Origin of the sequence: Alicyclobacillus cycloheptanicus (assembly GCF_028751525.1) — a bacterium.
GTDB classification, from domain to species: domain Bacteria; phylum Bacillota; class Bacilli; order Alicyclobacillales; family Alicyclobacillaceae; genus Alicyclobacillus_L; species Alicyclobacillus_L cycloheptanicus.
Genome location: NZ_CP067097.1, coordinates 3,074,761 through 3,097,560, shown reverse-complemented (window position 1 = coordinate 3,097,560; position 22,800 = coordinate 3,074,761). Strand labels below are relative to the sequence as shown.

23 protein-coding genes and 1 pseudogene are annotated in these 22,800 nt (G+C 52.2%); 7 read left to right on the top strand and 17 right to left on the bottom strand.

The genetic code is table 11. The features are described from left to right. The first annotated feature begins 83 nt into the window (after positions 1 to 83). On the top strand, positions 84 to 479 hold the full coding sequence (locus JI721_RS17345; RefSeq protein ID WP_407654033.1) for a c-type cytochrome: 396 nt from the start codon (positions 84 to 86) through the stop codon (positions 477 to 479). A gap of 28 nt (positions 480 to 507) precedes the next feature. On the opposite strand, the gene JI721_RS14350 is transcribed toward JI721_RS17345, so the two are convergent. The 9 genes from JI721_RS14350 to JI721_RS14310 all read right to left on the bottom strand — a co-directional run bounded on the left by JI721_RS14350 (position 508) and on the right by JI721_RS14310 (position 9,585). Beyond that, the gene (locus tag JI721_RS14350) at positions 508 to 1,794 is read right to left on the bottom strand and encodes a hypothetical protein (protein WP_274455541.1); all 1,287 of its coding nucleotides are present in this window, start codon (positions 1,792 to 1,794) and stop codon (positions 508 to 510) included. Continuing rightward, positions 1,784 to 2,461: a Crp/Fnr family transcriptional regulator gene (locus tag JI721_RS14345; protein ID WP_274455540.1), complete on the bottom strand. Its 678-nt coding sequence runs from the start codon at positions 2,459 to 2,461 to the stop codon at positions 1,784 to 1,786. The genes JI721_RS14350 and JI721_RS14345 overlap by 11 nt, the downstream gene beginning before the upstream one ends. A gap of 57 nt (positions 2,462 to 2,518) precedes the next feature. Further along, entirely contained in the window at positions 2,519 to 3,385 is an 867-nt protein-coding gene (locus JI721_RS14340) for a hypothetical protein (protein WP_274455539.1), read from the bottom strand. Between the two features lie 141 nt (positions 3,386 to 3,526). Further along, positions 3,527 to 4,570, bottom strand: a complete 1,044-nt coding sequence (locus tag JI721_RS14335) for a COX15/CtaA family protein (protein ID WP_274455538.1) — start codon at positions 4,568 to 4,570, stop codon at positions 3,527 to 3,529. 92 nt (positions 4,571 to 4,662) lie between these two features. Next, positions 4,663 to 5,586 (bottom strand): heme o synthase, encoded by a 924-nt coding sequence (locus JI721_RS14330; RefSeq protein WP_274455537.1) that lies wholly within the window; start codon positions 5,584 to 5,586, stop codon positions 4,663 to 4,665. A gap of 47 nt (positions 5,587 to 5,633) precedes the next feature. Beyond that, on the bottom strand, positions 5,634 to 5,972 hold the full coding sequence (locus tag JI721_RS14325; RefSeq protein WP_274455536.1) for a cytochrome o ubiquinol oxidase subunit IV: 339 nt from the start codon (positions 5,970 to 5,972) through the stop codon (positions 5,634 to 5,636). Position 5,973: 1 nt separating this feature from the next. Beyond that, positions 5,974 to 6,603, bottom strand: a complete 630-nt coding sequence (locus JI721_RS14320; RefSeq protein WP_274457884.1) for a cytochrome (ubi)quinol oxidase subunit III — start codon at positions 6,601 to 6,603, stop codon at positions 5,974 to 5,976. A 5-nt stretch (positions 6,604 to 6,608) separates the two neighbouring features. Next, a complete protein-coding gene (locus tag JI721_RS14315) occupies positions 6,609 to 8,582 on the bottom strand; it encodes a cbb3-type cytochrome c oxidase subunit I (protein WP_274455535.1) in 1,974 nt (657 codons plus the stop codon). Between the two features lie 19 nt (positions 8,583 to 8,601). After that, positions 8,602 to 9,585, bottom strand: a complete 984-nt coding sequence (locus JI721_RS14310; protein WP_274455534.1) for a ubiquinol oxidase subunit II — start codon at positions 9,583 to 9,585, stop codon at positions 8,602 to 8,604. A gap of 443 nt (positions 9,586 to 10,028) precedes the next feature. Between JI721_RS14310 and JI721_RS14305 the strand changes: the two genes are divergently transcribed. Next, positions 10,029 to 10,271, top strand: a complete 243-nt coding sequence (locus JI721_RS14305; RefSeq protein WP_274455533.1) for an indolepyruvate ferredoxin oxidoreductase subunit alpha — start codon at positions 10,029 to 10,031, stop codon at positions 10,269 to 10,271. 166 nt (positions 10,272 to 10,437) lie between these two features. Here the strand turns inward: JI721_RS14305 and JI721_RS14300 are convergent, their stop codons facing one another. Continuing rightward, positions 10,438 to 10,632: a hypothetical protein gene (locus tag JI721_RS14300; protein WP_274455532.1), complete on the bottom strand. Its 195-nt coding sequence runs from the start codon at positions 10,630 to 10,632 to the stop codon at positions 10,438 to 10,440. A gap of 131 nt (positions 10,633 to 10,763) precedes the next feature. On the opposite strand from JI721_RS14300, the gene JI721_RS14295 reads away from it, so the two are divergent. From JI721_RS14295 to JI721_RS14285, 3 genes are read left to right on the top strand one after another with little or no spacing between them, the layout of a single operon-like run. After that, the gene (locus tag JI721_RS14295) at positions 10,764 to 11,204 is read left to right on the top strand and encodes a recombinase family protein (RefSeq protein ID WP_274455531.1); all 441 of its coding nucleotides are present in this window, start codon (positions 10,764 to 10,766) and stop codon (positions 11,202 to 11,204) included. Then, complete coding sequence (locus tag JI721_RS17340) at positions 11,155 to 11,811, top strand: recombinase family protein (RefSeq protein ID WP_407654032.1); 657 nt, start codon at positions 11,155 to 11,157, stop codon at positions 11,809 to 11,811. The genes JI721_RS14295 and JI721_RS17340 overlap by 50 nt, the downstream gene beginning before the upstream one ends. Continuing rightward, positions 11,756 to 12,190 (top strand): hypothetical protein, encoded by a 435-nt coding sequence (locus JI721_RS14285; RefSeq protein WP_274455529.1) that lies wholly within the window; start codon positions 11,756 to 11,758, stop codon positions 12,188 to 12,190. Before JI721_RS17340 ends, JI721_RS14285 begins: the two co-directional genes overlap by 56 nt. A gap of 1,003 nt (positions 12,191 to 13,193) precedes the next feature. Here JI721_RS14285 and JI721_RS14275 read toward each other — a convergent pair. Further along, positions 13,194 to 14,428: pseudogene (locus tag JI721_RS14275) on the bottom strand (IS110 family RNA-guided transposase). A 268-nt stretch (positions 14,429 to 14,696) separates the two neighbouring features. Here JI721_RS14275 and JI721_RS14270 point away from each other — a divergent pair. Continuing rightward, entirely contained in the window at positions 14,697 to 15,068 is a 372-nt protein-coding gene (locus JI721_RS14270) for a hypothetical protein (protein ID WP_274455526.1), read from the top strand. Continuing rightward, entirely contained in the window at positions 14,969 to 15,238 is a 270-nt protein-coding gene (locus JI721_RS17335) for a PIN domain-containing protein (protein ID WP_407654115.1), read from the top strand. The genes JI721_RS14270 and JI721_RS17335 overlap by 100 nt, the downstream gene beginning before the upstream one ends. 81 nt (positions 15,239 to 15,319) lie before the next feature. Here JI721_RS17335 and JI721_RS14265 read toward each other — a convergent pair whose 3' ends face one another. The 6 genes from JI721_RS14265 to JI721_RS14240 form a co-directional block, all read right to left on the bottom strand. Next, a complete protein-coding gene (locus tag JI721_RS14265; protein WP_274455525.1) occupies positions 15,320 to 15,649 on the bottom strand; it encodes a hypothetical protein in 330 nt (109 codons plus the stop codon). Between the two features lie 610 nt (positions 15,650 to 16,259). After that, positions 16,260 to 18,026, bottom strand: a complete 1,767-nt coding sequence (locus JI721_RS14260) for an IS1634 family transposase (RefSeq protein ID WP_274454817.1) — start codon at positions 18,024 to 18,026, stop codon at positions 16,260 to 16,262. A 191-nt stretch (positions 18,027 to 18,217) separates the two neighbouring features. Continuing rightward, the gene (locus tag JI721_RS14255) at positions 18,218 to 20,539 is read right to left on the bottom strand and encodes a TOTE conflict system archaeo-eukaryotic primase domain-containing protein (protein WP_274455524.1); all 2,322 of its coding nucleotides are present in this window, start codon (positions 20,537 to 20,539) and stop codon (positions 18,218 to 18,220) included. Between the two features lie 381 nt (positions 20,540 to 20,920). Continuing rightward, positions 20,921 to 22,030 (bottom strand): tetratricopeptide repeat protein, encoded by a 1,110-nt coding sequence (locus JI721_RS14250; protein WP_274455523.1) that lies wholly within the window; start codon positions 22,028 to 22,030, stop codon positions 20,921 to 20,923. 181 nt (positions 22,031 to 22,211) lie between these two features. Continuing rightward, entirely contained in the window at positions 22,212 to 22,385 is a 174-nt protein-coding gene (locus tag JI721_RS14245) for a DUF255 domain-containing protein (protein ID WP_274455522.1), read from the bottom strand. Positions 22,386 to 22,544: 159 nt separating this feature from the next. Beyond that, positions 22,545 to 22,757, bottom strand: coding sequence for a hypothetical protein (locus JI721_RS14240; protein ID WP_274455521.1), 213 nt, complete (start codon positions 22,755 to 22,757; stop codon positions 22,545 to 22,547). Positions 22,758 to 22,800 lie beyond the last annotated feature (43 nt).

Sequence of the window (22,800 nt, the reverse complement as noted above, 5' to 3'; positions counted from 1 at the left end):
ATATCTTCGATCTGGCATAATATGGGCTGTTTATATAAGACGAGCTCTCAAAAATCGTCTTCAGTGCAAGAGGAGGCTGACTGATGAATCGCCTAAAGCTCATACTTTTCGTCGCCGGGGCAGTACTTGTGGTGTCTGGTTGCGGGGCTGGGTCTAACACAGGGAGTAACAACAGCACGGCAGGGCAGGCGCCTAAGCAACTCGTAAATATCCCAAGTAAACCCGCTTCCCAGATTCAACTCACGGACACCTCAATGCCTGGATACAAACTGTTTCAACAGACTTGTGCCAGCTGCCACGGTCCGAAAGGGCAGGGAGACTATGGGCCACCTATCTACGCCATAGGCCAGTACTGGAATACGCAACAGTTGACGGCTTTCGTGGAGCAAGGACGAGGCGGAATGCCACCTCGCGGCGGTCTAACCAGTGATTCACAGGTACAGCAGGTTGTCGTCTGGCTCGAGAAACAAGGAAAATAAAGCAAGCTTGCAGTTGCGTGACCCGAATTTATTCGTGCCTGGCGGTTGCCCATAACAGAAGAAATCCAGTTGCACCCGCCCAGGCCAAGGTACCACCAACGGCAAGCAACCCGAATGCCTCTGCAGCGCGCGGGGTGAGCATGTCCAGAAACGCAATGACCATCAGCACCGCGCCGAGGATGGATGTGCCCACTTGTACCGTCGATCCCGCCCGCGAAACGGGCCTCCTTTGCAACAGATGCTGGAACATAGTGTATCCGATACCGTACACCAAGGTGGTTGCAAAGCCAAGGAACAGCATGTGCATGGCTGCGAGGGATAGCGGATCCAGCCCTATCACCAAGCAGATACCCAAGACCAGAAAGAACAGCCAACTCGTAATCCACGCCAACCGACTCGCTGGTTGTACGTGAGCGGTGGCCGGTGCCTGACGCCCTGGCCGCAGCAGCGCCCACAAGTAGACGGCGGACGAACCTGCAAAAACGATCCCCATCAAACGGGATCCGATGTTCGCAAGGTTGGGTGCTGATATCGTCAAGCCTGCGGTGCCAAGGATCACAGTCAGCCCCCACGCCACCTGAAGGACGGACATCATCTTGGCCGAAATTCGTACACCCGTAAACCGGGGAAACAAGTGGAGCGCGACCGACAGAATGGTGCCTGCGATCCACCCATAATAAATCAGATATAACGCGCCCGGCGCGGATACATCATCCATTTGTCCCGGCGTGAGCGAGCGTATAAACATCCACCCTGCCCCGATGAGGAACAACATCAGCGAGACGTCTGTGCCGCGTTGCCCTACGCGATCCGTCGACTGATACGCAGGATCACGACGTAGATAACCGAGTGGATGCGCTTCCAACGCCCGATCCTCCACTGCCGCCTCCGCGCTTTCCCTGTGCTTACGACGGCTGCTGAACACGGCCGACAGAATATTCACCAGAAACACGACCGGAGCGGCAAACTGAATCCCCAGCCCGATATGTAAAATCATGATCGCGTGAAGACTCCACCCGGCGACCACCACCAGCACCGCCAGCTCCGCAAACACCAGGTGAAGCCACCCGATCCAGGCTTTCGGTGGGCGGATCCCGGCTGAGATTGCCAACACTGCATACGTCATCCCGTAGATCAGCATGGTAAGCCAGCCAAACGGGTTGATCTCGCCATGAATCGAGCTAATGAGTCCCCACGCAGACGGCTGAACAGCCATCCAGCCACCGAGTCCTGCGCCGACAAGGAAGTTCAGGAACGCGATCGCGATGAACGCCTTCGGCAGGCGACCAATGAGGGATTGCCCGTTACTGCCCATGATTCAGCTTCTCCAAATGCAGCACCCACGCGTCCCGTTCGCCGCTCAGCACCCCATCACGCCGGAGCTGGTTCCAAATCCGGTTCACCGACTCGCGCGTCATGCCAATCATGTGTGCCATCTCGCCGTGCGTAATCGGGAGTTTGACATGCACGCCACCTGGGCCCGGCTCTCCGTGCTCTTCCGCGAAGTGCCGCAGGAGCGCAACGACGCGTTCGTGCGAATCAAACGACGCCAATTCCTGAAGCTTGGACTGGAGCATCAGGATCCGCTCGCCCATCACCCGCATCACCTTTCGGGCAATTTCCGGGTTCTCGGTGAGCAGTTCGTCGAACTGCCTGCACCGAATGGAAAGCAGGTCGCTCGGTTCCATCGCCTGTGCCGTTCCTGGGTACGGGGTGTCCTGAAAGAAACCAACGTGCGGAAACATTGCTCCGCGCCCCAGAATGTTGACGATGTGTTCGCGACCTTCGTCATCCACTTTGAGCACCTTGATGAGCCCTCGACCGATGAAATATACGGCCTCCCGATCCTGGCCTTCCATGAATACGTACGCCCCGCGCTCGTAGTGATGCTCGACAGCCAGTTCATGAACATGTTCCAGTTCCGTGGGCGTCAAATCTTTAAACAATGAAATTTGCTTCAGTAATTCCACAGCAGATGACATGACGACATCCTTCCCTGTCCCATTACATTGGCTGGATTCATTTTAACCTGAACCGATTTAACTCACTATTCGATGCTGCGAAACCTGGTGATGGGCAAAGTTCCGGAATTGTTCTGGATCCGCGCACAAGGCTAACAGAATCATCAGGAGCCCTGTGTTAAAATCTGTCGCAAGCGGGTCGAGTACCTGTCCAAACGACTGTCCTGCCCACCAGAACACGAAGGATACGGCTAGTGCAGTCCACACCGCAACCCGCAACCGAATCTGGAAGGCCAGCATCGCCGCTAGCGCGAATTCAATCGCGGCAAGAGCTACAGAGACGATCGCCCCCTGCTGGCCAATCGCGTTTGCTAGCCACGGAACCGTCACCACCTGTGTCAGGCCTGATGGCTGCAAGTAAGAGGATTGTAAGTGCAGTAGAGTACCAAGGGCGAATACGGCCGCGAGGGAAAGTTGTGCAACCCGGACACTCCAGTGATTCCATTCTGCAGGCGAAGACTCAGGTTTTGGCCAAATCGCAATTGCCACAAGGGCGTAGAGTATCACCGCGCCCGGCGCCCCACTCAAAAGCAGGCTATGCCCCGTGAAGAGTTGGCCCAATCCTTCCCCAAACACCCACACAATCAAGCTCCACACAATGGACAGGGCGATCGTCGTACGTATTTTGAAATTGAACATGAATGCGATCCCCAACAGGATTTGAACTGCTGAGAAAGCCGCATTCCACATGACGATGTGTGCTGAGACAATTGTCGCTCCCCAGTTCACGAGTGCTGTGATCCAGTGCGGCTGTCCCTGACCGACAGGCAAAATCACCTGCTGAATAAACGCTTGTGTGAACATCTTCGATTTCAATTGAAACAAACCATCTATGAACCAGATCAGTCCGAGCAAGATTTGAACAAACTTCCTTGAAATCGTCATCCCGTCTCTCCCCTTTCAGTTCCGATACCACCGAACACTCGATGATCAAACTTTATAAAGAAACGAGGGTTGGTCAAAGACCCGATTGCACTGAATGACGATAGTTCAAATCGACCTTTTTGTGTGGCTCAACTAGTTCATTTAGACTACGTGCCGATGCCTTGTTCGCTCGGCACTTCGGTGTTCAGTGCTGTGCCCTGCGGCACGTCTTACAAACAACGTAAATCCGAGATGACATTGAGTCGCAAACAGCAAGGACACGTTCGTCACGTGCAGCAAAAACGCGATGTCTGAGAGATGCGTTGCGATGAGCAGTGCGCCCGTCACAGCTTGAAGACACACGAATACGAACACTACACAGCTCTCGATGAAATAGCGCCGCCCTGCTTCGCGTAGGCGCCAGGATTTCCACACCAGTACACCCATCCAAAGGACGAAGCCAAGCGCGATCGTGCGGTGCAGGACGTCAACCCAGAATGCGGGACCAACCATCGCGGGAGATTCGGTCGGAATGGGCCATCCCTGAAAGAACCCGCCATACCCGGTGCTTGCCACATAGGCACCTACGTAAATGGCCACATATCCGTATGGAATCGACCACCAGACGAGGCGCGACAAGGTTTTCAACTGCGGAGCGTACGCTGCAGCTTGCGCACGCTTTGATTCTCTGTCCCCCAAACGTCGTGCGGTCGCAACATTGGCCCGGTCTCGTTGGTCGATCACGTCCGTCACGAGCACCATGGCCACAAACGTGATCAGCGCAATCCCTAAATGCGCAGCCATCACCGCCGGCGGGTTGACGAACAAAACGGCCAGTGCACCGAGCGCGCCTTCGAGCACGACACCTAGCAACGCGAGCGTCACAAAGATCCGTACACTGACCACACGACCGTATTTGCGAAGCGCCACGACACTGAACCACATCAGCAATCCGCCGCCAACCACGACACTCAGACGATGAACGTATTCAATCAATGTGGCTGTACTCCACATGGAGGGGATCAACTGGCCGTTACACAGCGGCCAATTTCGTCCGCAACCCATCGCAGAGCCCGTGATGGTGTCTGTAAAGCCGAGCGTATTGACCACGAAGATGCCAATCAGCGTGGCAACCGACAGCCAATATGTCTTCGAATGCCGGTGCCTCAAACGCGACTCGACAACGGTCCTTGGATTTGCCTTCATAATTAGTTGCACATCCTTTGTTTACGTGCGCTGTCGACCTACCTTGACAGGTGCATCAACCATCACCCGTCGACATCGAACCAACTGACCCATCAGGCCAGCGCGCAAATCGCCATCACGGTAAACATGGCTGGCAGATACAACAGCGAGGCGAAGAAGGTTCGCTTAGACCATCTGTGCTCGTCATCCGGTTCGCTCAACAGCCGGATGTTGACCAGCAGAAATCCAAGTCCAAAAATGCCTGCCAACACTGTGTACAAGATTTCCGCTCGCATCACGGGCGTCAGCGCCAGGGACGCTGCCAAAAGCAACACCGCGTACGCAACCATTTGTCGTTTGGTCGAGCGAGATCCCTTTGCGACAGGCATCATCGGCACGCCCGCCCGCGTGTAATCCTCATTCTTATACAACGCCAAGCCCCAGAAATGGGACGGCGTCCACAGGAAGATGACGACGAACATCAGTACCGCCATCAGGCTCAAGTGACCAGTGACCACAGCCCAGCCGACCAACGGAGGAAACGCGCCAGCGCCCCCACCGATGACGATGTTTTGCGGCGTCCGACGCTTGAGCAGCATTGTGTAGATGACGGCGTAGTACACATACCCCGCGCCAGACAATATGGCCGCCAGCCAATTCACGGTCGTCGCGAGTAGCACGACTGACGCAACCCCAAGCAGCAGGCCAAAAGTGAGGGCCTGGCCCGGCGAGACGACGCCAGACGGCAGCGGTCGCTTCGCTGTACGTGTCATGACGGCGTCAATGTCGCGGTCATACCACATGTTGATCGCGGCGGCTCCCCCTGCAGACAGCCCCAAACCGACGAGTCCCAGAACCATCTGACGAAGGGTTGGTATCCCTTGTGCCGCGACAATCATGGCGGCGAACGCGGTGAACAACAACAAAATTGCGATACGTGGCTTGGTCAACGTCAGGTAGGCTTTCGCGACTTCCACCACTTTGAGCGTCGACGACTTGTGTAACTCTCCGACTTGCTCAGCATGGGAGATACTCACAGTTCTCCACCCTTTCTATTCGGAACCTTCCGCAGGATCCTTTTACATCACGCCACCTGTGCCATGAAGGCTGGGAAGCCCATAATCCAGATGGACATCAACGCGATCGCGAATGTGAACAAGAGACCCAGCACCAAAAACACGGCGTGGTACGGAGGGCCGTCGCCTTCCGTAATGTGCATGAAGAAGTACAATTGAACCACGACTTGCAGTCCGGCCAAAATCGTGAGCAGGACGACCAGCGGCCCGACCCGCATGGAATGGGTGAGCGCCAAGGTGAACGCTATGGCCGTCAGAATCAGTGACGACAGATACCCAATGATGTATTGCGTTGCCTTGTGTTTTTGATGACCCGGACTCCGGGTGACGCCGTTTTGCGCCGCCATTTCACATCACCCTCCCCGAGAGATAGACAATTGTAAAGATGAACACCCACACGACGTCGAGGAAGTGCCAGTACAGGTTTACAACGAACACCTTACGCGAGGTAATCGGCGTGATGCCCCGCTTCGCAACTTGCAACAGGGTCAGGAACATCCACACCAGACCAATTGACACGTGGCTTCCGTGCGTCCCAACCAGCGTGAAGAAGGCGGAAAGAAACGCGCTTCGCTGCCAGGTGGCACCGAGTGCGACATCGCCAACAAACTCCTTCACTTCAAACCCGATGAAGGCGAGACCGAGTGCAATCGTGATCGCCAGCCAGGTGAGAAGCGCCTTCTTGTTTCCATTGCGCATGGCCAGCGTGGACAAACCGCCAGTAAAACTGCTTGTGAGCAGGAAAAACGTTTCCAGGGTGAACCCGGGAATATCAAAGATGGACTGTGGCGTCGGACCCCCATCCGTGTGGGTACGCACGACCAGATAGGTCGCAAAGAGACAGCCAAATAACAACATGTCAGTCGCCAGGAAGAGCCAAAACCCGAGAATCTTGACCGACTGGTTTGGGTCCTGGTACTCCAACGGCTTGTCACTGGCCGCCACCACCGGATGCCCAGCGTGAATCGCGTCAGGCATGGACATTATGACAACCTCCCTAAAGACGCTTCCGTCTCAATCACTTCTTCGGCTGGAATGTGATAGTCGTCGTTGTACTCGAGCGCGCGGGCAATCATGCACACGGCGACCCCTGCGAGGCCAAGGAAGCCCAGCCACAACCAGTCAAAGACAAACCCGAAGCCGGCAACAAAGAATGCCAATCCCATAAAGAATGGACGCGAGGAGTTTTTCGGCATGTGAATCGGCCGGATATCCGCCTCTTTAGGCTTCAGTTCATCCGCACGGCCCTGCTCTTTCATTTCCCACCACACGTCGCGATCTGTCACCGTTGGAATCACGGCAAAATTGTAGTGTGGCGCAGGGGATGGCAAAGCCCATTCGAGGGTGCGTGCATCCCACGGGTCGCCTGTCAGGTCACGTTCGCCATGCTTGATGCTATAGATGACCTGGATGACGATAAACACAAACCCGATCCCCATGATGTAAGCGCCAATCGTCGAAATCAGATTCAGCGTGTTCCAGCCCATGTTCGCCGGGTAGGTGTACATACGCCGCTGCATACCCATGAAACCAAGCGCGTACTGCGGCATGAAACAAACGTAAAAGCCGATGTTAAAGAACCAGAAAGCCCAACGTCCAAGCCGTTCGTCCAGCTTGAAGCCGAACATTTTCGGCCACCAGTAATACATACCTGCAATCAGCCCGAACACTGTTCCGCCAATCAATACCTGATGGAAGTGCGCGATCAGGAAGTAACTGTTGTGGTACTGATAGTCTGCCGGTGCCGCTGCCAGCATGACGCCCGTGGCGCCTCCGATAGCGAAGCAGGGAACGAACGCGATCGTCCAGAGCATTGGCAGGGTCATGCGGATCCGACCTCGGTACATGGTGAACAGCCAGTTGAACACCTTTACACCTGTTGGGATACCAACCATCATGGAGGCAATGGCGAAGAACGTGTTCACATCAGCGCCGGCGCCCATGGTGAAGAAGTGGTGTGCCCAGACGAAGTAGCTGATTACGCTGATCAGCATCAACGACGCTACCATCGATCCATAACCGAAGACACGCTTGCGAGCGAAGGTCGCAACGACCTCGGAGTACACACCAAAGGCCGGCAAAACAACGATATAGACCTCCGGATGCCCCCACAACCAGAACAGATTTACGAACATCATCGGGTTGCCGCCGTGCAAAATCGTAAAGAAATGTGTACCTGCGATGCGATCCAATGTTAACAGCGCGATCGCGATGGCCAGCGCCGGAAAGGCGAAGATGATGACGACACTTGCAGCCACGACGGACCACGTGAACAGCGGCATCCGCATCAGCTTCATACCAGGGGCGCGCATTTTGAAGATGGTCGCCAGGAAGTTGATGCCCGTTGCAATACTGCCGATACCGGTGATTTGAAGTGCTAGCAGATAATAGTTTTCACCCGGACCAGGGTCGAACCCAAGTTCCGAAAGCGGCGGGTAACTGACCCAACTTGCGTCCGGCGAGCCACCGAAAACGAAGCTCAGATTGAACAGCATTGCCGCAAAGAAAAACAGCCAGAAAGAGATTGCGTTCAAGTAAGGGAACGCCACATCGCGCGCACCAATCTGCAAAGGCACGACGATGTTAAACAATGCGAAGATGAACGGCATAGCCATGAACAGAATCATGATAGTACCGTGCGTCGTGAAAATCTGGTCATAATGCTCAGCCGTTAGAAAGTGGTTGTTTGGAACCGCAAGCTGCGTGCGAAGAAGCTCCGCATCCGCCCCGCCTCGAAACATCATCAATAGGGCACATATCAAGTACATAATGCCAATTTTCTTGTGGTCAACGGTCGTGATCCACTCTTTCCACAACCACTTCCATTTGTGGAAATACGTTAAGGTGAAGAGAATGCCGATGGAGACGAGCAGAATGGCTACATCCGACCCCCAAATCATCGGCCCTTCCTTCCACATCAGATATTTATCTGCGAACTGCATAAAACTTGACGGCATCTGTTTCACTCCCCTCGCGTCAATTCGAAGAATTGCCGGTCATATTGCCCATGCCTGACATGCCGCTCATGCCTGCCGTGTTGCCAGCCCCATGACTGCCGGAACCAGTCGAGTTGGACGAGCCGGTCTGTTTCATCATGCCCGGCATGTACTGTCCGCCGTCCGCCCAAATGGTGCCGTTGAACAACCCAGACGGGAATGAGCTGTACGACTTGGTGCCAATGACGCTTGGTTTCTTAAGCTGGTCATACCCGGCCATCGTGAGCGCCGGCGAAGATGCCTTCACTTGCTTGACCCAGGCATTAAAGTTTTCGTCTGACGTCGCGATCACGTTAAAGTTCATGTGTGCAAATCCTTCTCCCGTGAAGTTCGCGCCATGGCCGTAATAGGTTCCCGCCTTATCGGCCTCCAGCCAGAGACGCATCGCCATGCCCGGCATGGTGTACTCCTGTCCCCCCAGTTGAGGAACCCAGAACGAGTTCATCGGTGCATCTGAAGTCAGTTCGAACTGAATCGGCACGCCGGTTGGGATCTCGGCATAGTTCACGGTTGCAATCCCTTGACCGGGATACTGGAACAGCCACTTCCAATCCAACGAAGTCACCTGAATCGTGATGGGTGTCACGTTTTGCGACTCGGCCGGCGGCTTCGTCAGCGCGAACGTCGTTCTCGCCGTGAAAACGCCAAGTACCCCAACGATGACAATCGGGATCCCCCACCAGACAAACTCCAGCTTCTTACTCTCTGACCATTTCGGCTTATAAGGTGCGGTGTTGCCCGGCTTGTCACGGTACCGCCAGACGATGTAGAACAACAAAATCAGGACTGGGACAATCACAATACCAACCAAAATTGCTGACAGGATGATCAGGTGCAGCTCTTCCCGTCCAACCGGTCCAGCCGGATCGAGTACCATGTACTGCGGTCCGCAGCCGGTCACAAAGAGCAGCAGAACCGCTGCGCTGATTATCAAGTTTCTTGCTCGGTGTGGACTGCGCCCCATTTGCAATTCCTCTCACTCCCTTACGCCAGTCTCTGCTGAGCTGACTGTACCGAAATAATGCTCTTGGACTGTGCCGCAGCAGAGCCATCTTTTTTGCCCAGTGCAAGATTAGTCCCCGACACCATTCAACAGTTGTGCGGTAGATCACATCCCTGGGGTGCTGCCAGTCGGTGTTCACAAACTGTTCGAGGCCAGAACCGAATCTCGCCATATCGGGCGTGTCGGAACAATCGAACGGCTTTCCGATGAGCCTACTGAAGATACAAGCGAACTAATCCGTGTCGTCAGACTCTGCTAGGTGAAACTAGTTCGATCGGACTACAGGCATTGGACATCCATCGGATCGTGATGAGCGTCACACCCCAGGACGGAAAAGAAGTGTAGGGTGATCCTTGCAAAGTTCGTTAGATTGCGAAACGAGGTAACGAAGGGGGGTGAACCTGATGGCGTTCGTTATCACATCGCCATGTATCGGCGAAAAAGCAGCCGACTGCGTGGAGGCTTGTCCAGTCGATGCAATCCATGACGGCGGGGACACCTATCTCATCGACCCGGACGTATGCATCGACTGCGGCGCCTGTGAACCGGTATGCCCCGTAGCGGCGATTTTCCAAGAGGATTACGTGCCTGAGGAAGAGCAGCAATGGATTGCCATCAACAGGGATTTTTATCAAAATCCTCGATAGTGCGGACCCCCATTCGTATGACGGTTAATGCTTCTCCGCCCCAGTAGCGTACAAAGCAGGGCCGTATGGGTGTACGGCCCCGCTTTTCGTGCACTGAGGATTATGGTAATCCATGGATGGCACCGGCCAGTTCAATGCGACTTCTCCACCACCCTGAAATCCCTGACTACTTCCCGCCAAGTTCGTTCGCCCCGGCCTTGCGTATGAGCTTGCGTATGAGACTGATCAGTTTTGTTTCGTCGTCGATGTGTTGAATATATTGATGCAACGCGTCTGGCACTAAACCATATCGACTCGCCAGAATGGCAATCAATATCTCGCGATCAAGCTCGAGCGAAGGACCAACTTGCTGATACTCCATCGGGAACACCCCCATCACTTATGCACGTACTGCGGTTGCTGGACGACTTCTGTCCCCTGTCGTCGTGTATGCTGAAGCCTCAATCTGCAGACTGCCCCCTGTGTCGTGGCTGGTCATGCGTATTTGCATCCGTGCATATACCTGTTGAATTGCCGCTTCGCCTTCGCTGGACCGTACGAAGTAGTCCCTGTACGCCCTGGCGCTATGTAATCTACCGGGAAATCGGTAGTTCCGACAGTATCAACTTCCGGCCCGAATTCAAACGGCTGTTAAAAGACATCGAAAATGATTTTTACGACGCCGTGGTGGTCATGGACTATGACCGTCTCAGTCGGGGGGACAAAGAGGACCGTGCACGGGTCGAGAAAATTCTTCAGCAGTCGAACACCCTCGTCGTCACGCCCACTCGTGTATACGACCTGAACGATGAAGATCAGGAACTCATCACGGACATCGAAGGCGTTTTTGCGCGCTACGAGTATCGGATGATCAAGAAACGGTTTCAGCGCGGCAAGAAGATCGGTGCCCGCCTTGGTCACTGGACAAACGGTCCCGCCCCTTTTCCCTATTAATTCCGAAGCGAGGAGCCTAGACATTGACTCTGAGAAACTCGAGATCTACAACTACATCAAGCAACGAATCTTGAACGGCGCAACATGCGGCGCGGTCTGCTGGGAACTCAACCGTCGCGGCATCCCGTCGCCAAAGGGAAAGCTGTGGTCGGAGAGCGTCTTGTATCGCCTGATTCTCAATGAGGTGCACCTAGGCCGGGTGGTCTATGGCAAGACAAGCGGTGGATTGCACAAGAAACGCAAAGCGGCTCCCTTCAAAGTGATTCCCCGCGAAAACTGGATCGTCGTCGAGAGTGCGCATCCAGCGGTCAAGACGCCGGAAGAGCATGCGGAAATCATCACCCTGCTGGAAAGCCGCAGGATTCAGCCGAAGCACGCTCGACGCGGTACCTATGTACTCTCTGGCCTTCTCTTCTGCGGCAAGTGCGGCTACTCTCTGCAATTCCAGCGCAAAGAGAACGGGCGCACCCTCGAAGTGCCAGAAAACCGACGCGTTCGGCAATCCTTGTGGCAATCGTGGCATCGAACTCGAGCATGTGGAAATGGCCGTCATGGAAAGCCTGCGAAAGCACGAAGCGGAACTTTTGAAAGGACCAGCAAAGGTTGATACGCCGGACATCTCGCCGGAACATCTCTTGCACACGAAGGAAATGGAACTCGAAAGACTCAGGGATGGCGTGAGCCGGTTAAAAGACTTGTTTGTCATGGGGGACGTAACAAAGCCGGAGTACAAAGCGCGGCTGGCGCGTCTAAAGGATCTGATTGTGAAAAAGGAAAACGAAATCGAGCAGTTGAAGGAAAGCTTGAGCGAGTGCGCCTCACTCACCGACGCCGAACGTTTGCAGCGGATCGAAGCACTTAAAGCCTCATGGGAGACGCTTGACATTGATCCAAAAGAAAGAAATCGGCTGGCCAAGCAAATAATTGAACGTGTTGAGTACGCGCGCAATGGCGACGAGGTTGACATTCGCGTGAAGTTTCGCTGAAATCCATCACGAGAAAAGGCCCAAACCCATGCGGTGTGATAAAATGTGTTTAGATGAAGCCAACACACGGAACTTCAACACCATTTGGTGAGAAAATAGGCCTCCGGCTTGGCTGCTAATGGGTATCGTCGTTAGTTTCAGGCAATAAAATGCTCGGGAACCAAACAAGTTCCAAAATTCGAGGAGTAGATTGGGGACCTTCTAACAAGCAGAATGGTGACTGTATCGGCCTTACCAATACTCAAACATTCCTGCGATAATTGCAGGGCACAACCGCCTGACGAACGGAAATTTGGTGTGTGTGCTCGTGGCAACAGTAATTTGTGCTCAAAGGCGGCTGTAGCTAGTTTGATGAAACGGGGTCGATCCCCCACAAAGGAAACAGCCTTCCTGTCCTGCTTGGCTCCATTGTGCATCATGGGCAGGCAAAAGTAAACGGAGGCCTACAACATTTTCATCTCTAATCTTGTGCCCCGCCAGGGGCATGGGGGTTTGGTGAGAAAATAGGCCTCCGGCTCGGCTGCTAATGGGTATCGTCGTTAGTTTCAGGCAATAAAATGCCCTAGAACCGTGCGGGTTCCAAAATTGAGGAGTAGGTTGGGGTGTTAAACAGGCAGAATAACGGCTGTATCAACGATACTTACATTCAAACATTCCTGCGATTATAGCAGGGCACAACCGCCTGACGAACGAAAATTTGGTGTATGTGCTCGTGGCAACAGTAATTTGTGCTCAAAGGCGGCTGTAGCTAGTTTGATGAAACGGGGTCGATCCCCCACAAAGGAAACAGCCTTCCTGTCCTGCTTGGCTCCATTGTGCATCATGGGCAGGCAAAAGTAAACGGAGGCCTACAACATTTTCATCTCTAATCTTGTGCCCCGCCAGGGGCATGGGGGTTTGATGAGAAAATAGGGTTCCATTGAGGCAGTGAATTGACGGGTGTCTCTGTTTTTTGGCAATAGGATGCCCGGGACGCATAATTGACTTGTTTGCGTCTGGTATGTTACACCACAATCGGATCTGGTTTGATGACCGTATAACCTTGTTTCTGAAGCCTGCGAATCATGAGTTCTTCAGCGGATATGGGCTTGCGCTTCTCCAGATAATCGGCACCAAGTTCGTTATAGGGCATCTGTGTTTGGAGCAAGTGGTATGCGATCACCAGGATTTTGTGCGCAACCACGACAGTGGCTCGCTTCTTACCTTTACGCCCGGCCACTGACCAGAACTTTGAACCGAGAAAGGTTCGAGTCTTACCTGCTGCCCAAGCCGCCTCCAAGAGTGCGGACTTCAACGCTTGGTTGCCCTGTGTCGTTTTCGTCCGTTTTTTTTACCTGCACTCTCGTTATTGCCGGGGCTGAGTCCAGCCCACGATGAAAGGTGGGATGCCGAGGGAAATACGGACATATCTCTGCCGATTTCCGCAAGGATCACCTTAGCTACGTTAGGGCCAACGCCTGGAATGGTTTGTAGCAAGTCTTCTTGCTGCTGATAAGGGGCAAAGTATTGTTCCATGTCTGCTTCCAAATCAGCGATGGATCTCTCGAGGAATTCAAGGTGTTCCAAGGAACGTTGAATAATTTTACGGTGATGTAGGGTTACTCGACCATTGAGCGCTTGTACGAGTTCTGGGATCTTGGCCCGTAACCGTCCTTTGGCGAGATCCGCCACTTGCTCAGGATCAATGGCTTCACCGTTGACTAACGCATCCAGCATGAGGCGCCCTGATTTGCCAAACACATCGCTCATGAAAGTCGAAATCTTGATGTTGGCATCTTCAAGTACCTTGAGAATCCGATTGCGCTCTGACGTCTCGTACCCCTTGAGCTTTCGGCGGTATCGAGTCAAATCCCGAAGTTCACGGTTCTCACGAGGTGCCACGAAACTGTTGGACACCAAACCGCAACGATGCAATTCGGCGATCCACTGGGCATCCTTCTTGTCTGTCTTGCGACCAGGGAGATTCTTGATGTGAGCGGCGTTGGCAAGGGTCACAGTGCAGGTCGCTTCGAGCACGTTGAATACGGGTTTCCAGTATACGCCGGTGCTTTCCATGGCGACCTCGGTGTAACCGAGTTGGGTAAGCCAGTCGGAGAGTTCAAGAAGCCCGGACAGTACGGTAGAGAATTCCCGCATGAACATCTGTGGCTTCTCGTCCAGAGATCCTTTGAGAACACAAGCGACTACATTGGCCTGGTGAACATCCAAGCCGGCACAGCATTCCCGGATGGCGTCCAAGTATCTCATCCTTTCCAAGTAGGGCACAACCGCCTGACCCAAGGAAATTTGATGGATGTGCTCGTGGCAACAATAATTTGTGCTCAAGGCGGCTGTGGTTAGTTTAGAGTGTGGGGTCAATCCCCCATAAAGAGAACAACCTTCCTGTCCTACTTGGTTTTATCTTTGATCATGGACGCCTACCAGTAAACTACTGCAGGACATTTTCATGATAATATTGTGCCCCGCCAGGGGCATGGGGGTTTAGAGACGTCAGAGGCGATGGGAGATGAGCCAGATAGAAGCACGTAAGGAATTTTCGACAAATGAAATTGATGCCCTGTTGGAAAATGTACGTGCCCGGATCAGTCAACGCCGCGACAAGACGGTCTTGATTGATGTTGTCGAGGATGAAGATGAATTGATTCTTCGCTTTCGTAGCCCGCAGACGCAAGAGGAGCGGTACACTACGTTTCAGAATTTGGCAGGACGAGGCGGCAGAGTCCCCGATTCGGTATTCGATTGCAGTGGACCACGACAATGCGATACGCGCCGACATGGATTTCCTCCGTTCATCGTATCGTCGACGTTACGGAAGGAATCGCGCGAAAGGCAGCGGAGATTAGAAGGCTATGGAAAGCCCGGACAGGGAAGAATCTGAAACTTCCGGATGCGGTTATCGCTGCTACAGCCGTCAGCTACAACGCGTCCTTGGTTGGCAACAATGACAAGGACTTTGCTCCATTGCGTGAAATGATTGGGCTGGACTATCAAAACCCTATTCAATCGCAAGAAGAATTGCGGAAGTTTTTAAGCCAAGAAGACTCATAGATATGGTGAACGACACAATTCCTTTGGCCAAGTCATCATCAAGCGGATCGAATATGCCTGCAAAGTATCTGCGGGATGTTCTTATGTCTCACCTGTAACATCCTTGAACCCACCACCGTATGCCCAACCATTGCTTTCAAGCCATTCAATGAACTTGTCCATGAATTCGTCTGCACTGCAACTCACTTGGGCAACACCGCTGATTTCAACATAAGTGTTAGCAAAGGTGTCACGTTTGTATAAGTAATGAAGGCGTTCTGCAATGTACTGGGCGTCACCTTCGTGAACAACTTCACCTTCAAACACAATTTGCAGAATCGGTTCGTCAACTCGTTTGACAATGTATCCAAAAATTTCGGATTCGTCCTTTATTGCCTCTACCCGTTCAAGGACTTCTTGCAATTCGACCATTCCAATTCCTCTTTCCTGTGAGTTGAAGTATGTCAACGGAACGGTACGGATTTGGGCAATCGTTCAGTTCGGCACCAATAGTCGAAGCCAAGATGTTCATGTCCAATACGATCCGCATTAGGCTTCTCCTTGGATTCAGGTGAAACTCGTTCAGCATGCACTTCAGTCAGGGCACGTTCCACCACTTTGTTGAATTCGTTCTCCGGTATATCCATGAAGACATCCCGCATCCGATTCATCACACGGCTATCGCCATGACGTCGCCATTGTTCGGGCTTTCTCCCACCACCAAACTGACGCGGGACTCGTCCTCATCCCAACGGAAAGACTTCGTCTATCCTGCGTTCTTTGTAACCCATCGTCTGATAACCCTTTATCCGCTTCTGATACATCCGCGTCAAGACAGGTACGTGCCGGTCCACATAATCATAAATTAGAACCTCCTGCTTTGGCTCATACAATCTGTGAAGCCGTCCCGCGTATTGCTGTACCGTTCCCTTCCACGAAATTGGCATGACGAGAAATAAGGTGTCTAGCGTGAGTTTCCGGGTTATGTTAGCGAATGCTCAGGAACGTAAGCCCAGCAAGGGATTACGGGGGAGTCGTTGTATTACCCACCGATTCGATACTGATCCAAATTCAAAGCTTCCACAATGCGTCTTGTATCCGGATCCAGTTTACTCAGCGAGAACGATTGCCGATCCTTTTTGCTTGCACCTTTCTTTGGGTATACGGTGATGACCTGTTTGACTTCGCCCAGGATGTCCAGCATCCGATTGATGCTGATGTCGATCCCGTGACCATGCAGTTCCCGATTCAGCAGGCTGCACAAGCGAAGGGCCAGAACGCAGTAGAAGGCGTGGACCCGAATTTTTTGATCAGTCCAGTGATAGATCGGTCGAAAGTCCAGGTGATCTGCGTTCTTCATTTGTTTGAAGGCTTGCTCAATGTGATACTGCGACCGGTAAGCCGTGACAATCCGTTCGTTAGTCCAGTCGTGGTTGTCCGTGTAGAGAATTGTTTTCCCCAACTGACGTTTGCGCAGCTCTTCAAGCCGCGACAGGTCCAGCGAGAATTCCAACTGAACCGCATCCGACACGGTAGATAGCTCAACGACAAACAGATCTTTCATGAACTCTGCATGCAGAATCTGGTCGACCTGATGTTGGACGGAGCTGAGGGTGGGCTTGCGCCCTTTCCGAATCACTCCCTCCTGACGGGCCTTGAGAGTTGTCTGCAGTTCGCGCAGGCGAGTCGTGCACTTCTCGATGTTCTTTTGAATTCCCTGCAGTTGGCCTTCTTCCAGCCTGGGATTGTGGACTACAAGCACCGTCATGTCCTGACCATACGCTGGATACGTAGTGCGGTAGGCCGTGACCCCCTCGTACTTGGTGCCCGTAACCGGCACGAATTCTGCTCGGTCAATGTCCAGCAACGGTTTGCATTGGGAAAGCTTCAGGGAGCCAACTACGTGGAACTTCGTCGTTCCGGCTTGTAGCTGTTTGAGGTGTTCCGGCGAGTTGTTCCCTTTGTCGAACACAAGCGTTGGTTCAAGCTTCCGGTCGCAAATTTTTTCGAACCGCTTTTGTAGTCTTTCGACAACGTCCAGGAACTGCCTGGCATCCGGCTGGTTCCCCGCGTACACTTCATGAAAGAGCGGGACATTGAAATCCGGAGAGACCATCATGGATAAGCCGACGATCTTCAAATCGCCGCGTTTCTCTTTGCTATGGCCGCGCTGAGGCAGTTTGCTGTCCGAGTTGGTGTCCACAAATGTGAAGAAGTTTGTCGTGTCATAGATCAAGCAGTCCAGGCTCAGCCCGTAGGTTTGGACAACCTTTTGAGTAAACACATCCTCAAACTCACCAATCGCCTGTTCAGACAGGGCATTCATATGATCCCAAAAGCGTTGGCTGGACAAATGATGCGCCTTGGCTGGGATAACCCGATCCAGGCATGTTTTCGTGAACCATGCAGCAATCTTGCTTTTGCTTGTGGGATCCACCGCTCGATTGATCGCAGCAATGAGCATGTATTCTCCGATGGTCAGACCCTGCGAGCGCTTGGGAGCTACCTGATTGATGAGTTCCACGACACCCAGTCGCTTGGCCAAGTCATACAGTGCCATGACAGATCCAAACTCAAGGACAATGCTGTACTTGGGTTGGTCCAGATCAGATGGTGCATCCATGGCTGCAGCGATGTGCTCCGCACGGCCCAGATACTTCTGGCGTACGATGCGAGGCTTCCCGTCGACACGGGCTGATTCCACGAGGTAGTAATACACTTGGCCCTTCTTCTTCTTTTTGATGATGGAAGCCAGGTCAATCGCCACCTCTACAGTAGGGTAATACATACATTCGACAACGAAGTCCATTCACCTGCAAACGCGGCGCAAAATAGCCAAATCTACTAGAAATATACCGCGACAAAAGTAGGGTAATACTTTTGGATGGATATTCAACCACAAATATCCATCCAACAATTGCAGTTGGGGTGCATCTTCACGGGGAGCAAATTAAATTGTGCGCTGATTTTCTCTGGAAAAAATTCTCGTAACCCGGAAACTCACGCTAGACGAGCATCATCAAAGCCTTCCCCGACAAATCGCCCAGTCGCTAAAATCACTCGTTCTGCGTTCATCGGAATAGACCGGATACGTTCCTGTACTATCTTCCGCTGCTTTTTGCCCATGCCACCCCGCAGGACAATGATGTTCTTGGCAAACCCTTTGAGCCTATTTTCAAAGTACTCCAGATGAGAAACACGATCCGTCAGGAGGAGCGGTGACCTGCCTTTGTCCAAAGCCTTCAACAAATCGTCGAAAATCAGATCGTTACGAGACTCGTCTTGCGACAACTGTGCATACACTTGCTGGATCGGAATTTCGTCATTCATATCTGATAGCTTGAAATCGGTGTATCTGGGAATAATCAGATGTTGAAAGGGTTGCGTCTTCGCTTGCATCCTGGCATTTGCCTTGAAACGAACAGGGCCGCACTGCATAAGGACAATGGGGTGCTTCCCATCTTTGCGCGTCAGCGTCGCAGTCAACCCCAGCACATATTTTGCCTTGACTCTTTTCAACACCTGCTCAAAACTGACTGCGGAGACGTGGTGACATTCGTCTACGATAACCTGTCCATACTCCTTAACAAAGTCCTTCACCTCTTTATCCACATAGGCACTCTGAAACAGAGCAATGTCGATCCGTCCGGTTCGTTGATGCTTGCCACCGCTGATGATACCAATGGCATCCTTGGGCACGTTCAGAAATACCAACAGGCGCTCCACCCACTGCTCCATCAGTTGCGTTCGATCCACCAAAATCAACGTATTCGTCGCACGTGCTGCAATCATCCATGCAGCCACAACTGTCTTGCCGAACGCAGTCGTTGCTGATAACGTGCCGATATCGTATTGCAACAGATTCTGAACCGCTTGCTGTTGTTCAGCCCTGAGCTGACCCTGAAATGTCACGTCAATTGACATTCCCGGATTGCGCCTGTCTTCAATTTCCATTGGGATACCCTGAGACTGCAGCAATTGAACGACTTCCTCTTGGCAGCCTCTGGGTAGAGCGATATATTGATTAAACTCCTCCGAGCAATCAATCACGCGCGGCTTATTGTATGTCGGCATCCGCATTGCCTGAGCTCTATAGAATTCGGGGTTTTGAAAAGCTGCCATCCGAATGAACACATTCATTTGCGGCGAGGACAACCCCATCTTTTCTACGTACAGCATGTCGGCAAGAACAAGCCTGATTTTATTTGGCAGCGGTTCCGGAAGAAGAGGAGACGAGCTGTTCCTTTGTGGCCTGTTCCAAGGCATATCATCTTCTTCGTCAGTTGACGGTCCAGGGACGGGGATAAGCTCGCCGAATTGTTCCATCTCACGAACAATGACCTCAACTTCGGCAGACGTCATCTTTCGAAGTGACGACAGGAACACCCATTGGTCCGCATAGGGGACATGATTCTCGTCGATGAATAGGCTATTTCCTTCCTTAGCAGGTAGCCTCTGCAGAGGCAACGCGATCAAATTGCCCAGCTGCTTCCTCTTTGGTAAAGTATCCTGGTTAGGAAACATCCGGTCATACGAGTCGAGTCCGATTTGATGTCGCTTTTCCATGGTACGGGTCAACAATCTCGTCCCCAACAGACGTGCAGTGCGAGCAGGCAAAGGTTCAGCAAAGAAGATCCAAACATGTCCCCCATTTCCCGACCGCGAACGTTCCAAAGCTGCGGGTATGTTGAACTTTTGACACGTTTCCAAAAAAACCGCTGTGTCATCTTTCCAACTGGTCTTGTCAAAATCGATGGCAAGAAACCAACACGTCTCATCTGGAAAAAGTGGGTAAATCCCGACTGTAACTGGGTTCTTATCTTCTTGCAAATGGGCTTTGATCACCTCATCCGTCATCGGAAGATAGTCACCCCAATGAATTTTCCCGTTCTCCTTCCCAAGATACTGACGTTTTGGATAGTACGGTGCCTTACCCATGGAATTGGATGCACGAACTGCGTATACATCTTCCCTACCTTTGAAGTAGTTGCGAAACAGAGTAATCTTATCCTCAATATTTGATCGTTTGGTCACTGTGCGAAAATCGGTTACTGTATTCGATTCGGACGCCTCTTCGGAGGTACGTGCAGTACTGCTGTCTAGATGCGCATGCGCGTCCTCTTGCACACTTGAATACACCAACCGCTGCAACCTGTTGATCTCGTTCTTCAACTCTGTATTTTGCGTCTGCAATCGCTGGTTAACGGCCCTCAACATACCGTTCTCTTCGCGCAAGCGTCTAATCTCACCAACTTCGAAGAGATCCAGTTCCAGTTGGCCCGAACCTTGAATCCGCCTTGCCATATTCCCTCCATGCTTCATGATTGCAAGCTTTCAATTTCATTTTACTGAAAGAGCTTCGGATTTGGTATTTGGCGTTTCATAAGCAAACTTCATAGTCGTCCGAATCATCAGATTCCCCTGTAATGCACGTAAAACAACCATTCCAGCCCGTAACGGCACTTCCAATGGCCCAAATGGAGCCGCCGCAAATCTCACATCTCGCACCGCGATCCCTGAGTCTGGCCATTCTTCTTAAAGATGCTTTCAGTTCCTGCTCATTTAGCGACTTGTTGTGCTGTCTATATAGTTTTACAAATCCTCCAACTGAAATCGGGATCACGTCAGTTTGTTTCCTCCAATCCGAATCTCGGTGCATTGAAACTGTCTTTTTGTTGCTTGGCTAACTTTCGCCTCACTTCATTATCTGCCACAACACCTTTTATATTTTTTCCCGCTGCCGCAAGGACAGGGTTCGTTGCGCCCTACTTTCGTCGAAATTCCTGACCGACTATTGTTTCTGCCTGCGGAAGACGCGTGCGAGCGGCCCCTCCCTGCGGCAGCTTGCTGCATTCCCATGTACACCTCGGCCAAAGGATAAAAGGATTCCCGGTTGCCAAAGTCCAATGAAAACTCCTTGAGCTCCAAAACTCTTTCGCCACTCATTTCTATAGTATCCCCGTATTCTTCACGGGTTGGTAAGAATGAAATGGTCTCTGGTCGATCCAAGTGTAGCTCAAGTAAGTATTGTAAAGCTGTAGCCAGCATGTCCCTCAGTTTTGCCTTGTCTAGCTTATTGTACTTCCGTGCGTGTACCAACGCTTGCCGAAAATGGCGCGCCGCGTCCTCGGGTTCGCCGATTTGATAAAGGATATCTCCGATGGACATATGAGACTCCAACTGAGCGACATCCAATCGGATGGATTGTTCAAATGCGACCACCGCCAACTCGGGACGCCCGCCCGACAAATACAGGTTGCCCAAGCGATTCCACATAAACGCGCTCTGTCCCTCAGTTCGCATCCTCAGCAAAATATGACTTTCTCCATCCGTCGCCCATCTCGGTTGAAAGCCATCAAACATTTCAAGTGTACCGAATACCATCCGCTCGTCCGAAGCCTGAGCCAGCCTCATCAGTAGACCAGACATAAGAAAGAATTCAAATTCGGTCGGAAGTTCCCAATCCCCAGCACCATTACAGTGTTTACAACGAAAGTACCCAGTACACTGCATCTGATCCGCCATGCCAGCAGAGGCCCTCGCCGAGCCTGTGTGACTTCCGCGTTTCTCTAATGCCGGATTGACCACGACCAATCCTAAATCGTATTGGCCTTTTCGACCACACTTCCGACATATCAACATATGTTTGTTGACAGGATGCCTAGCAGACACCTTGTCCTTATTGCGCGCAACCTTTGTTGCGTAGCGCCCAGGTAACATGGATACTGTCAATCGCGCAGGCAGTAGCTCCTCTTCCCTATCTGTCAATAGACTGACAAGAGATGGGCTGATACCTTGGTGGTATGTTGGCAAATATGGAACCTCCTGTTAACGCTAATCGGTACGCCCTGAGTCAACGTGCTTGTACCGTGATGAGTTGTACGAATGACATCTACGCCTTTTATTTTACCTGATAGGAGTAGTTTATGGACCTGTTATCAGTGACAGGTCGCTGTTGTTACTCCTGTAAAAGTCTATTCGCAGCCCCGCAGGGCTACGAATAGCCGATGGACAGAAAAACGGGCTTGGATTCGCGGGCCGCCTTTTGGAACGCTTCAGGGCACCACGGAAACCAGTCAACTGGGTTATGGGCGTGTTGCAGCAGGTATGGGGATTTCTCGTGGATGAGGCGGTTGGTGAATTTATGTTCGCCGTTGTTAGGCGTCACGGATGAATCATCCTCTCTGGATGGTTTTACCTTATTGTACTCCAACATTCCAGAAAGTATGGATCAAACGACGTTCGCCATTCATCTGTATTCGGAACAAAGATTGTGCGGAGGCTGAGGGGACTGCAAACTGCTCGACGCCTTTGTATAAGTGGTCAATTATGTCGGTCTCCGTGTCGCACTCTCTTTTTTCCTTTCGCCAAGAAAATTCATGACCGCACCTTGACCTTTCGACGATTCGTACATCACAAGAATTTCTTCATCAGTGAGTTCGGGATGATCCTCTGACAGAGTATGAAACGCATGATTTGCATTAACGATTTCCTTCAATAGATCCATTTTTTCATGACGAACTGGTTGAAACTCGATCAATTTCATCGCTCCCAACAATCAATGCGACCGTTTTCCAATGGGA